General features: G+C 65.3%; 13 protein-coding genes. 10 read left to right on the top strand and 3 right to left on the bottom strand.

Annotation, left to right across the window (positions count from 1 at the left end; all coding sequences use genetic code 11):
• The first annotated feature begins 1 nt into the window (after nucleotide 1).
• Nucleotides 2-190 (top strand): hypothetical protein, encoded by a 189-nt coding sequence (locus tag OG716_RS41090; RefSeq protein ID WP_405135553.1) that lies wholly within the window; start codon nucleotides 2-4, stop codon nucleotides 188-190.
• A gap of 152 nt (nucleotides 191-342) precedes the next feature.
• Here OG716_RS41090 and OG716_RS41085 read toward each other — a convergent pair whose 3' ends face one another.
• Together OG716_RS41085 and OG716_RS41080 are read right to left on the bottom strand one after the other, a co-directional pair.
• The gene (locus tag OG716_RS41085) at nucleotides 343-888 is read right to left on the bottom strand and encodes a hypothetical protein (protein WP_405135552.1); all 546 of its coding nucleotides are present in this window, start codon (nucleotides 886-888) and stop codon (nucleotides 343-345) included.
• A gap of 9 nt (nucleotides 889-897) precedes the next feature.
• Nucleotides 898-2,112, bottom strand: coding sequence for a helix-turn-helix domain-containing protein (locus OG716_RS41080; RefSeq protein ID WP_405135551.1), 1,215 nt, complete (start codon nucleotides 2,110-2,112; stop codon nucleotides 898-900).
• 586 nt (nucleotides 2,113-2,698) lie between these two features.
• Here OG716_RS41080 and OG716_RS41075 point away from each other — a divergent pair.
• The 6 genes from OG716_RS41075 to OG716_RS41050 all read left to right on the top strand — a co-directional run bounded on the left by OG716_RS41075 (nucleotide 2,699) and on the right by OG716_RS41050 (nucleotide 7,881).
• Nucleotides 2,699-3,484, top strand: a complete 786-nt coding sequence (locus OG716_RS41075) for an SAM-dependent methyltransferase (RefSeq protein ID WP_405135550.1) — start codon at nucleotides 2,699-2,701, stop codon at nucleotides 3,482-3,484.
• A 32-nt stretch (nucleotides 3,485-3,516) separates the two neighbouring features.
• Entirely contained in the window at nucleotides 3,517-3,966 is a 450-nt protein-coding gene (locus OG716_RS41070) for a hypothetical protein (protein ID WP_405135549.1), read from the top strand.
• 11 nt (nucleotides 3,967-3,977) lie between these two features.
• Nucleotides 3,978-4,640, top strand: coding sequence for an HIT family protein (locus tag OG716_RS41065; RefSeq protein ID WP_405135548.1), 663 nt, complete (start codon nucleotides 3,978-3,980; stop codon nucleotides 4,638-4,640).
• A 91-nt stretch (nucleotides 4,641-4,731) separates the two neighbouring features.
• Nucleotides 4,732-6,192: a glycosyltransferase family 4 protein gene (locus OG716_RS41060; RefSeq protein ID WP_405135547.1), complete on the top strand. Its 1,461-nt coding sequence runs from the start codon at nucleotides 4,732-4,734 to the stop codon at nucleotides 6,190-6,192.
• A complete protein-coding gene (locus OG716_RS41055) occupies nucleotides 6,192-6,794 on the top strand; it encodes a hypothetical protein (RefSeq protein WP_405135546.1) in 603 nt (200 codons plus the stop codon). Before OG716_RS41060 ends, OG716_RS41055 begins: the two co-directional genes overlap by 1 nt.
• A complete protein-coding gene (locus OG716_RS41050; RefSeq protein WP_405135544.1) occupies nucleotides 6,778-7,881 on the top strand; it encodes a hypothetical protein in 1,104 nt (367 codons plus the stop codon). The genes OG716_RS41055 and OG716_RS41050 overlap by 17 nt, the downstream gene beginning before the upstream one ends.
• Here the strand turns inward: OG716_RS41050 and OG716_RS41045 are convergent.
• Complete coding sequence (locus OG716_RS41045) at nucleotides 7,872-8,624, bottom strand: sugar phosphate nucleotidyltransferase (RefSeq protein WP_405135543.1); 753 nt, start codon at nucleotides 8,622-8,624, stop codon at nucleotides 7,872-7,874. The genes OG716_RS41050 and OG716_RS41045 overlap by 10 nt on opposite strands.
• 86 nt (nucleotides 8,625-8,710) lie before the next feature.
• Here OG716_RS41045 and OG716_RS41040 point away from each other — a divergent pair, with 86 nt between their 5' ends.
• The 3 genes from OG716_RS41040 (at nucleotide 8,711) to OG716_RS41030 (ending at nucleotide 11,885) form a co-directional block, all read left to right on the top strand.
• On the top strand, nucleotides 8,711-10,702 hold the full coding sequence (locus tag OG716_RS41040) for a carbamoyltransferase (protein WP_405135542.1): 1,992 nt from the start codon (nucleotides 8,711-8,713) through the stop codon (nucleotides 10,700-10,702).
• A 258-nt stretch (nucleotides 10,703-10,960) separates the two neighbouring features.
• Nucleotides 10,961-11,176 carry a GNAT family N-acetyltransferase gene (locus OG716_RS41035; protein WP_405135541.1) on the top strand — a complete coding sequence of 72 codons (216 nt, stop codon included), beginning with the start codon at nucleotides 10,961-10,963 and terminating at the stop codon, nucleotides 11,174-11,176.
• A 64-nt stretch (nucleotides 11,177-11,240) separates the two neighbouring features.
• Nucleotides 11,241-11,885 (top strand): NUDIX hydrolase N-terminal domain-containing protein, encoded by a 645-nt coding sequence (locus OG716_RS41030; protein ID WP_405135540.1) that lies wholly within the window; start codon nucleotides 11,241-11,243, stop codon nucleotides 11,883-11,885.
• Nucleotides 11,886-12,197: the final 312 nt, after the last annotated feature.

The following is a 12,197-nucleotide window of genomic DNA, read 5'->3' as shown; positions in this document are numbered from 1 at the left end:
CATGCAGATGCACGTGACTGTCGAGTTTCCCTGCCTCCCGCCGCTGCACTATCGCGCGGAGGAGTCCGCCGCGCGCACCTTCATCACAGATATGGCGCGATGGGACAGGCGGGCGGTGGTGCGCCTGGGCGGGCCGGTATCGGCGGCCATGCGACTGCTGCCGTGTCACCGACTTTTCGAGGATTCGTGATCATCAGCTATCTGCCACAGCGCGATCCCGAAATCGCACCCGGAAAGCCGGTCGCGCGGGAAACCGATCCCGCCACACTGCAAAGAGATGTAGTCGAGGACGTGCCCACGAATGCCTACGCCAAAGTCACTGCGCAGGAGCGGGAGCGGTCCTCAGGCGTTGAGCTTGCCGCCGTCGCATATCGCCGTGGCTTTCATCTCGACAAGTTCGGCGGTGTCGGGATAGGTGATGTACAGCGCGGCCGCCGATGCGTCGATGGCGCTCATGCTCACCGGTTGCGTGGCCATTCGGTCGACGGAATCACGCACGGCCACAACGAATTCCGGCGACCACTGCATAGTGCGCACCACGCGCACCAGCCCGGTGTCCGCGTCGACGAGGACCACGCTCACCGAGGCCGGTGCGCCGGTGTGTGGCCCGATCCCCGCCCGTTCCCCGGGGTTTTCCAGATGAGGGCTGTAGGGGGCGTCGGTCCACGGAAGATCCTCACCGAAGGTCCAGGCCAGCAGCGCCACCGCGGGTGCGTCGATCCACGCGAACCGAGGCGTGCCGGACTGCACAGCACGGACCTCGGCATCGGTGGGGCTGGAAGTCATGAGGGCCAGCTCGATGCCGTCGTGAGTGATCCGCACTATCGGGATCGGCGCCCAGTGCCGGCGCGCAGGGTCGTAGAGTTCGCCGACCGTGACCTCACGCATTTCACGCCCCTAGCCGCGGACGCCGACGCGACTCGCAAGCTCGCGGAGCCCGGTCGTGCGGTCGTTGTCGAGAAGTTCGGCAACCACAGCCCGAAACAAGGACTGGTGCCGCGCCCACTGGTCACCACCTACCTTTTCAGCGGTCGCGACCAGGGTGTATGCGTCTTCGTAGCGGCCCAGCCGGGTCAGTGCGGCAGCGCGGTCGAGCAGGTGGCGTGCCTGGGAGACCGGCGTGAGCCCGGTGCCGCCCAGGGGCATGTTCTTGGCCGCGGTCAGCGCCTCGGAGTACATCTCCGAGGAGACGTGGATATCGGTCAGCTGCATCACGACCTGCGAGGGCCCGAAGTTGCATTCGTAGTCCTTGGTGTCGCCGGGAAGCCGCGAGGCGACCGAGCGAGCTTCGTCGGCGAGATCGAGCGCGAGAGAGACTTTCTGGTCGCGACCGGAGGCGGTGGCGCCTTGCAACAGCAGCGATCCGTACACGCTCAGGTGTGCGGGGGACACGTCGCCGACCGGCGTGATCGCTTGGGCCGCATTGAGAACGACGGCGCGGGATTCGTCGTGCCGGCCCTGGACGAGCAGCTGCCAGCCGATCGAGCCGCGCAATGTCGCCTCGAGCAGTGGATCGTTGCCGAGCCGCGAGGCGGTGTGTGCGTCCTTGATTGCGGTCCAGGCGGTATCGGTGTGGCCCAGGTGCACCAGGGTGCACGCGGTCGCCCACAGGATTCGGGCGTAGAGCTCGGAGGCGGGAGCGATATCGGCGCCCTGGGCGGCTTGCTGGGTGGCGCGCAGATCAGCGATGCCGACGGGCAGGACAGCGGCCAGCTTCTCATACCGGCCGGCCCAGTAGGAGCCCCACGCATAGGTGACCGCGCGTCGGGCTTCACCGAGGGAGATCGGCGGTTGCTGCTCTGCGGTGCCGGTCAGCTCATCGACGTTGGTCAGTGCGCGGCGGATCGCGTTCACACCGGCGCTCTCGCCGGTGGCGGCGGGAAGCCCGCTGCGCTTGCCGACGATGTCGCTCACGTCGCAGTCGAGCGCGGTCGCCAGCTTGCGCAGTGTGGCCAGCGAAGTCGAGTTGCGGTTGTGCTGTTCGAGTTTTTTGAGCAGATCGAAGCTCACACCGGATTTGTCCGCCAGCTCTTGACGGGTCAATGCCTTGCCGCGCAGTTCTCGGATGTTGTCGCCGATACGCCGGCCGGAGTCGAGTTCGTAGTCGTCCATGGGGGTTCCCGTCAACGGATGAGGTGCTCTCTTCGGAGGGTACCCGCGAAATTTCTTCACAAGGGGTGCAAGGTGTACCCCCTGATTCGTACCGGCCGGGGTGAAGATGCGACGAAGAACAGGAGAAGGGCAGGCCAGATGTGTTGGCAATTCGGGCTATTCGTCGCGATAGCAATTCCTGCGGTGGTCGTGCTCGCCGCCTGCCTGTGGAAACCACGCGACTGAGTCCGGCGATGGCGAGCGAGCATCAGCCGACCCAGCACCTGGGTCGAGCACCGCACCTGTACCGGCGGCACAGACGACATATCGACCTCTCAGGGGAATCCATGATCACCAGCGCCAGACCATTACCCGTGCGGACGCCCGGTCCCTCTCGCGCCGAGCAGCCCGACGGCGAACGAGAACACCAGCGCGAATACCGGGCTGTGATGGAGGACGTCCGGCGGATCAGTCGCAAATGCGAGGGCGGAAGCGACCCCGCGCGGTTGCGCCGGGTCCTGGCCGGTCTGCGCGATTTGGAATGTAGGCCATCATGTCGTGAAAGCTCTTGCCCTGATTGCCGATCGGCGCAGAAGTGACTACGCCGATGAATGAACTTCCCACGTTGAATCTTGATGTCGCGACTACCGCCCGCGTCTATGACGACTTGTTTCGCGGCAAGGACAACTACGACGTCGATCGCGAGCTGGCTGCCGGGTTGCGCGAGCGGTGCCCGCAATTGCCGGCGATCCTGCATCGGGCCAATCAGTTCGTCCGCGAGGCCGTCGCGCGGTTGGTGGATGAGGGGATCACACAGTTCGTGGACGTGGGCACGGGATATCCGCGCGAGCCGTTCCTGCACGCCGAGATCCTGGCGTGGGCGCCGCAGGCGCGGATTGTGTATCTCGATAACGATCTGCTCGTCGGCGCGCACACCCGAGCCCTGATGCTGCCCTGTGAGGCGGTGTCGTTCGTGTGGGCCGACATCACCGATACCGCCGGGCTGGGCGCACCGAACAAGCTCGGAGAGTTCCTGGACCTGTCGAAACCGGTAGCGCTGGTGGCCGAATCGGTGCTCGAGTTCCTGCCCGGCGCCGCCGAAGTCCTTGCCGCGATGGCTGAGCTGCTCGCGCCGGGTTCCCGGCTGGTGATCAGCCATCTCGCCTCGGACCTGTGTCCGGAGGTCGGATTGCTGCGCGAGGTGTTCTCCCAGGCCGGCATCGAGTTGTACCCGCGTGACCGCGACGAGCTCGCCGAGATGCTGACCGGCTACACCCTCACCGACCCGGGCATCATGCCGCTGCACGAATGGGCCGCCCGTGCCGAACAATTCTCGCAGCTGCCCCGCCAACAACCGCCCGGATGCTACGGCGTCATCGCTGAAGTGCGCTGACCCGGACAACTGAGAAATAAGGGCTCGCTGTGATGAATTCGATTCCGCCGCAACGGGGCGCGCTCTACATCGTGGATCCGTCGCTGATCACCGCCGAGGCGCGGGCCGCATTCGATGTCGAGTTGCCCGCGCTGGCCGCTACTCACGGTGCCACGCGGTGTGAGCGGCTCGAAATCGGTTCCGGCGCGGGCGATCTCGAGCGACCGCTACTGATCGCACTCGCACTGTCTCACGCGCAGCTGGTCGTCACTCCGACGCTCGCACATCTGGGCGGGTGCGCGCCGACAGTGCAGATAGTCGCCGACATCTACACCGGCGACCACCTGATCGTGCCCACCTCCGGTAGTTGGAACGCTGCCTTCGTAAGCGCTCCAGCCGACCCAGGAAGCTACCGGCACTCACCACCGTCATCTCCAGGGCATCCGGAGCCGCTCTCTTCAGCCCGCGCCCGCCAGCGTCAAAATACTCGCCTGTTGCAATAGGAGCGACGATCATGACCTTCCCCCACGGCTACGACGACGACTGCGCGTTCTGCACCGCATTCCGTTTCGGCCCAACCCATCCCAACAGCGTCTACCTCGACGACGCCACGGCGCGGCACGCGAATTGGACCATTTTCGAGGACCCGAATGTGGTGGTGCTGCCCACGATCGGACCTGTGGCGCCGGGACACACCATGGTCCTGGCCCGTGAGCACTATCTGTCCTTCGCGCACGTCTCGCCCGATCTGGCGCGGTATGCCGAGTCGGTGGCGATCACGTTGTCGGGCAAGCTGAGCGCCGAGTTCGGCGACGTGATTTGGTTCGAGCACGGGCCTATGAGCGAGAAGGCCACCGGCGGCTCGTGTACCTCGCATGCGCATCTGCACTGTGTGCCGGTCGGTGATGTCGATATCTCCGGGCAGATCAACGAACGCTTGACCGGCAGGCGGATCGAGTCCTTCGCTGACCTGGCACAGCAGGCCGAGCGTGAACAGCCTTACCTCTACTACCGCACGCAGGGGGGTGAGCACTGGGTATACGACGTCACCGTCGACCTGCCGTGCCAGTTCCTGCGCCGGGTCACCGCGACCGCGCTCGGCAACGGCGACTGGGATTGGCTGGCGTGCCCGCATCCTGATGTGGTCCACCAGACCATTACCGCAGTGCACTGGTGAAAGGTGCTGATTCGCTTCGCCTACCCGCCGGGGAAGGCAGGCACTGACACCCGCCGGCGGTGTCAGCCGTCGTTGCAGAGAGGCACCTCTGGTGAGACCTGTTGATGTACTGTGCGGCTTCTATTTCTTCCCGCGCGGCGGAAGCGCGTATGTCACCCGATACCTCGGTTTGCACCTGCCGGCGGAGCGGGCCCGGATGCGGCTGATCACCGGAAGCCTCGGTGCCGCTGGGGAGATCAGCCACGCCGGATCGTTCTTCGCCGACCTGGCCGACGTCCGGACGGTGGACTACACCGCTGCGGCGGGGTGCTACCAGCGCGGAGACGATCCGCTGCTCGCGCCGGTGCCGTTCCACGCCAGTTACGAATTCCGTGGCGCGGTGCCTGATCGGCTCTTCGCGGCTGCCGGTCCACGCATGCTGGCGCATCAGCAGCAGTTTTGGGGTCGCCAATTCCAGCAGGCTGGTATCGGGGGTGCGGATGTGGTTCACCTCAATCACCTCACGCCCCAGCTCGGGGCGGGCCTGGATTCGGGGCGCCCGGTGATCGCCCATCTACACGGCACCGAGCTCAAGTTCCTGCACCAGTGTCTGAGGGAGGGCGAGCGCTGCGGTCCGCACGCGGCGATGTGGGTGGATTACGTCCGCGCCCACGTCCCGCGGGTCGCGCGCCTGATCGCGGTCTCCGCCGATGACGCGACCGCGGCCGCGGAGATCCTGCGTGTGAGTCCGCACGACATCGACACCATTCCCAATGGTGTGGATCTCGCCGAATTCGCAAGGCAACCGCTGAGCGAGGATGAGCGGCGCGCACAGTGGCGGCGCTGGCTGGTCACAGATCCGCTCGGCTGGGACGAATCGGGCCGACCCGGATCGGTCCACTACACCGAGTCCGATCTCGACGCCCTGATCCCGACCGGCGCCGCGCGCACCCTCGTGCTGGCCGTGACGCGATTTTTGGCGTTCAAACGCATGGACTGGCTCCTGGACTCGTGGGCCCGCACCCAATCGTGCAGGCCACCTTCGACATTGGTGATCTGGGGCGGGTTCCCCGGGGAATGGGAAGGCGAGCACCCGGTGAGCCAGGCACGCCGGTTGGGGCTGGACACGGTGCTGTTCACCGGATTTCGTGGACACGAGGATCTGTCTGTCGCGATGTCGTGCACGGACCTGTTGGTCAACACTTCCGCCCGCGAGCCCTTCGGGCTGGCGCCACTGCAAGCGATGGCCGCCACCGTCCCGGTCCTGGCCGCTGCTGCCGGGGGCCCGGCGATGTACGTTCGCGACGGGCACAGCGGATGGCTGTTCGATCCCGACGACCCCGCTCACCTCGACAAATATTTGATCGACGCCCTCGCCAGCCCGGCCGAGCTCGCCCGACGTGGAAGCAACGCGGCAGGTGACGCCGCCGCGTACTCCTGGCACCGGATCGCCGACACCTTCGCCGACCTCTACACCGAAGTCGCTCGCACCGCCCCGGCCGCGCGGCACCCGGTGACGGCGCGGGTGCGAGAGCGGCAACCCGGCCCGGTCACGCAGGCAGGAACTCTGTGATGGGAAGTATTGCGCTGGTCGGGCATGCGCGGGCGGGCAAGGACTCGATCGCACAGTACCTAGTAACCCAGCACGGCTATACCCGCGTCGCGATGGCAGATCCGATCAAAGACGCTCTGCTCGTGCTCAATCCCCTCGTAGCCACCCCCGACGGTGCCGTCCGGATCGCCGATCTGGTCACCGAACGCGGGTGGGAGGGGGCAAAGAGCGCCAGCCCCGACATTCGGCGGCTCATGCAGGCCCTCGGTACCGACGTCGCCCGCACTCTCTTCGGCGACGATGTGTGGATTGCGCTGGCCCTGCGCACCGTGGGGCCGCTGCTCGATGCCGGCCTACCGGTGGTGATCAGCGATGTCCGGTTCCCCAACGAAGCCAGTGCATTTCGGCGCATCGGTTTGCGCCTGGTCAAGGTCACCCGGCCAGGGTTCGCGCTGGACACCACGCACGAGTCCGAAACCTCGTACTCGGGCATCGACTGCGACGCGGAGCTGATCAACGCCACCACCCTGGACGACCTGTACCGACGCGCCGATCAGATCCTCACCGACCACAGTCACGGCGGCCCGGCACGGGGGAGGAGAACAGGTGGACGACAGAGATAGCCGCCGGTCGCTGAAAGATGTTGTGTTCGCACCGTTTCCATTGCCCGATCGCGCCGACACGTTTTCCCGGCCCCTGCATCCACGGGACCAGGTGGTGCTGGCCCGGCGGCGCGCATTCGGGACACGTCAGACGCTGGCCGCCACACAGGCGTGGTCCGGTATCAGCGACCTGGTTGCCCGCGGAACGCCGCTGACCGCACGGGAGTGGATCGAAGTCTACGAGTGGCTCACCCGATGGCGCTACGAGGAAGCGCGGGCGCACACCGCGAGAAATCTCGGCACCGGAACGTCCTGGGATCCGCTCCTGACGATTACTCCCATCACCGGTGGCCTGCCCAATCACGACATCCTCGGCGACGCCGGGTGGCTGCGCGCCGGCGCGCAGTGGAGCGAAGCCGAGCAGAGGTGGAACGGCGGCACAGAAACACCTGCCAGCAGGATCACCCAGGCTGCCAGAGCGTGGGCGCTGCCAAGATTCACCGATCCGGGCACCGACACGCTGCAGAACATGGTGACCCTTCCCGGCGGCGCACAGGTCAAGGGGAATCTCCTCGTCCGCGGCGCGGCGATGGCGCAGCGCGGCCGGGAACGGGTCGCACGGCGCGGCGGCGATACCCCCAAATTTCATGCCGATCTGAGCAACTTGATCGCTGTCACCGGCGCCGATGCCGACAGAGAGATCGTCTTCAAGGCCGCGATGGCTCATCTTGCCAGCCAAGAACCGGGGACCGGCGAACCGCGGGCGGTCACAGCGTGGGCCGAGTGCACGTACTTCTTGTATCAAGGACCACAGATGAAACGGGGATCCGATGCCGTGATCCGAATCTTCGCCGCCCTCGCCGGGGCGTATCTGTTCGGCAGAGCCCCGGTCATCGACCACGATATCGACCTGAAAGCCTATGCCACCGGACAGGATTGGTTTGTCGAGCACATTCGGCGTCGGCAGGACCAAGCACCGGGCAAGCGCCCCGCCGCTGTCCGGACCGGCCGTGCGGCTGCGGCCGTTGCGGAGTCCGGCGTCTCCGCAGCAGGTGATCGGCGACCGGATCGGCGCGCGGGCGCCACCATTGTCAGGGCTCAGCGGTGAGCAGGCTTGTTCGCTCCGGACGCGCGTACCAGGTCGACGACGTCGTAGTAGGCGTCGATGCTCTCGCCCGCGTCGCCCCAAAACCCTTCGGCGGTGGTGTATTTCATCCGCCCTGCGGTGATGTAGGCGTTGTTCACGTCGGTGATCTCGAGTTCGCCCCGCGCGGACGGTTCGAGGGTGCACAGTTTGTCGAACACGCTGTTGTCGTAGCAATAGAGTCCGGTCGCTGCGAACGTGCTCGGCGGATCGGAGGGCTTCTCGATGATTCGCACGATCTCACCGCCGGGCCCGAACTCCGGCACACCCAGATGCCGCAGGTGGTCTTCGTTCTTCAGTTCCGACAACAGCAGCCGTGCACCAACCGGGTCGGCCGCGAATTGCTCGATCACCGGGGCGACGGAGAACTCGAAGATGTTGTCCGCCAGCAACACCACGACCGGTTCACCGTCGGCGAAACGCTCGGCCAGTCCGAGCGCTTCACCGATGCCCCCGGCCTGCTCCTGGTAGGCGTAGGTCAGCAGCTCCACCCCGTGCTCGTGCCCGTTGCCGAGCAGGCGCAGGAATTCGCCCGCGTGGTTTCCGCCGGTCACGATCATCAGCTCGGTCAACCCGGCCGACACCATCGCTTCCACAGCCCAGCTGACCATCGGCTTGTCGTAGACCGGCAACAAATGCTTGTTGGTGATCTGGGTCAGCGGCCGAAGCCTGCTACCCGTTCCGCCGGCCAAGATGACGCCCCGCATGGCACTCCGATTCCTCGTCGACACTCACCGCCCCGCGCGACGCGACGCGGTGCACACCCTACTGCCCTGCTCCGGAGGCCGCACCCATGACTTCGAACCCACCCATCATCCTGGGAATCAATGCCGCTCACGACGCCTCGGCGTGCTTGATCTCCGGTGGCACACTCATCTCCGCGATATCGGAAGAACGCCTCTCCCGCATCAAACACGACGGCGGATTTCCTGCCCGCGCCGTCGAATACTGTGTGAAAGAGGGCGGGCTCGCCGGCCTCGAGGATGTCGATTGCCTCGTTCTCAATGAGCAAACCCGCACCGATCACACCCTCGATCTGCGCAACCACGGGTTCGCAGGCGAGCTGATCACCAACCCGTCACACCATCTCCTGCACGCCTACTACGCCTGGGTCGCCTCCGGGTTCTCCGACGCGGCAATCCTCATCGTCGACGGCAGCGGCTACAGCTACGGCGAACACCAACGGCGCGCCAGTCCCCTGCTGGGTGACCCACCGCCCTATTCGGAGATGGAGGAAGCCGAATCGGCCTACCTCGCACAGAACGGGACTCTCGAACTCATGGGAAAGCGGTGGGCGCTGTGGCAGGCGAGCACACCCTACTTCCGATTTGGCAGCCTTGGACACATGTTCTCGATGGCCTCACAGTACATTTTCGGCCACTGGCAGCACGCCGGAAAAACCATGGGCCTGGCACCGTACGGAGACGCTTCCTCGTTCCCGGAACCCTTCCTCGATATCCGCGGCGACGCCTTAGAAATCCGAACCGACTGGGTCACAAAGCTTCCCCCGCGCTCGCCCGAGCCGGCACATCTCGATCAGGTCAGCTGTGACCTCGCGGCCAAGGTGCAAGCCGAACTCGAACGCGCGATGCTCCACCTCTGCCACCAGCTGCACCGCACCACCGGTCAGGACAACCTCTGTATCAGTGGCGGCGTCGCTCTCAACAGCGTGGTCAACGGCACAATTCTGCGCGAGTCACCCTTCAAGCGACTGTTCGTCACCCCGGCCGCCGGAGATGCCGGAGTCGCGATCGGCGCCGCGCTGTACGGGCACCACCGAATGACCGGCACAGTTCCTCGCTGGAAATCCCACGACGACTATCACGGCCGCACATACAGCGACTCGGACATCGCGCAGGCGATCGACCAGCGCAAATCTCGACTCCGCTGGAACAGGGTAGAAGATCCCGCTACTCTTGCTGCACAAGACATTTCGGCAGTAAAAGTGGTCGGCTGGTTCGAACGAGGAAGCGAATTCGGGCCGCGGGCACTGGGCCATCGCAGCATCCTCGCCGATGCCCGGAACCCCGCCATGCGGGACCGCCTGAACAAGGCCGTGAAGTTTCGTGAACCGTTCCGCCCCTACGCCGCCTCGGTACTCGCCGAGCACGTGCCGGAGTACTTCGATATCTCCGCCAGCGATCCCTTCATGCTCGTCGTGGCCACAGTTCGCACGGCCTACCGCGAAGTGGTGCCCAGCATCTGCCATGTCGACGGCACCTGCCGGATCCAGAGCGTCGACGCCGATCGTGGCGACCGGTTCCGGCGCGTCCTCGAATCCTTCTACGCCACAACAGGTGTCCCCTTGGTACTCAACACCTCGTTCAATATCCGCGGAGAGCCCGTGGTGGAGACGCCCGGCGACGCGATCGACTGCTTCCTCGGGTCGAACATCGATGCCCTCTACCTCGAAGACATTCGCATCACCAAGGCCGACATCTCGACCGCGGAGAATCCAGGGGCACTAATCCCGTACCTCAGCAACGCACTGGAAATCGCCACAGTCACAGCAAGCGCCGACGGTGCGGCACAACCACCTCGACACCATGCCTCGACACGAACCGGGCACCGCAGCCCGATCAGCCAGGAGGACACCATGCTCCTGCAAGCCGTTGACGGCCGAAGAGCGATCGACGACATCGCAGCCGCAACTGGAACCGAGCCCGCCGCGACCGGTGTTGTATTCGCTGATCTCAATCGTCGGGGCTTCGTATCATTCGGATTCGGCGCGACACCGGAGGGGATATCGCATGCGGGACCTGTCCACACCCATGGCAATCAGTGACTCGGATATGGCGGGCGTGCTTTCGGCCTACCTGCAGCGCTACCCGGACGAGGCCACCGCGCTATCGGAGCCGATGCGCCTGCTGTAGACGGGTCGGAATTTCGCCTTCCGGCGTACCTGGCCGATGCATGTGACTGTCGGGGCGCTGCTGGTCTGCAACCACAGCGAAATCCTGCTCATCGACTTTTCCGACCACCTCGCCTCGTTCTGCAACCCGGAGGTCACCTGGAGAGGACCGACACCACGCTGGCCAGCGGAATGCGAGCCCGCCTCGAAGACGTCGTCGTCGACACCGGTGCCCGCGGGCGCGGTGTCGGTGAAGCACTCACCCGCACCGCCATCGACGTCGCCAGACAGCACAACGCCCGACCCGTCGATCTGACCTGTGGACCGTCCCGGACGGTCGCGCGAAAGATGTACGAGCGGTGCGGATTCCGACCGCGCGACACCACCACCTACCGCCTGTCCTCGTGACAGCCCTTCGCATCCGCTCGCACCGCACTGAATCGGTTCAATCGATCCTTGGAGGAATGAATCAATGAGTGATGATCGTGGAACGGCCGAACAACTGCACACGCTGGCACTGCAGTTGGCGGCGATCGCGCAGAACGGCATCACCTTCGTTCGCGATCCCTTCGATGCCGAACGCTACGAACAGGTGCGCACGATCAGCGCCGAGCTCATGGCGCTCATCGGGACCGGCGCCGCCGAGGACTTCCGAAAGATCCTGGCCGCTGAGATCGGTTACGCCACACCCAAAGTGGACGTCCGCGCCGGCGTCTTCGATCAGCAAGGCAGGATCCTTCTGATCCAGGATCGCAGCGACGAGCTGTGGACCCCACCAGGCGGGTGGGCCGACCTCGGCGATACCCCACGCCAGGTCGTGGAAAAGGAAGCCAAGGAGGAGTCGGGTCTCATCGTGCGCGCACACACGATGGTCGCCTGCCTGGACCGCGATACCCAAGGGCACACCCCGAAACTGCCGTCCTCGGTCTACAAACAGTTCTACCTCTGTGACATCCTGGACGCGTCTGGTGAACCGAGCCCGGTGGAGACCCTGCAAATCAGTTGGTTCCCCCTCGATGACCTGCCGCCTCTGTCCGCAACCCGCATTCTGGAACACGAGATCCGGATGATGTTCGAACACTGGAAGAACCCCGGCCAGCCCACCCAGTTCGACTGAACACCACTTCCTTGCCATGTAACACCGATACGCGCCGAGTCGTCGGCGCGTATCGAACAGCACTTGCACGTAGAAGCGGAACATCGACGCTCATTCAGGCGAGATGCGATGTGGGAGTGGTTGAATGCCGATATGTCGGACGGATGACCCCTAGATCCCTCTGTTGACAGCGACGTCTCCGCAGGGCCGACCGTTCGAACAGCAGCGGCGGACGCCGCTGATCATTGGCAAAGGTGCGACCGATTCCACCCTCGTGAGGACTTCGCGACCGCGGCCGCGGCCCGTGCCGTCGACAGCCCGGGCGCTCTGCGA

The sequence above is a fragment of the Nocardia sp. NBC_01388 genome (assembly GCF_045040085.1).
Classification (GTDB): domain Bacteria; phylum Actinomycetota; class Actinomycetes; order Mycobacteriales; family Mycobacteriaceae; genus Nocardia.
The sequence above is the reverse complement of the archived record's forward strand: the minus strand, read 5'-3'. Positions and strand labels throughout refer to the sequence as shown.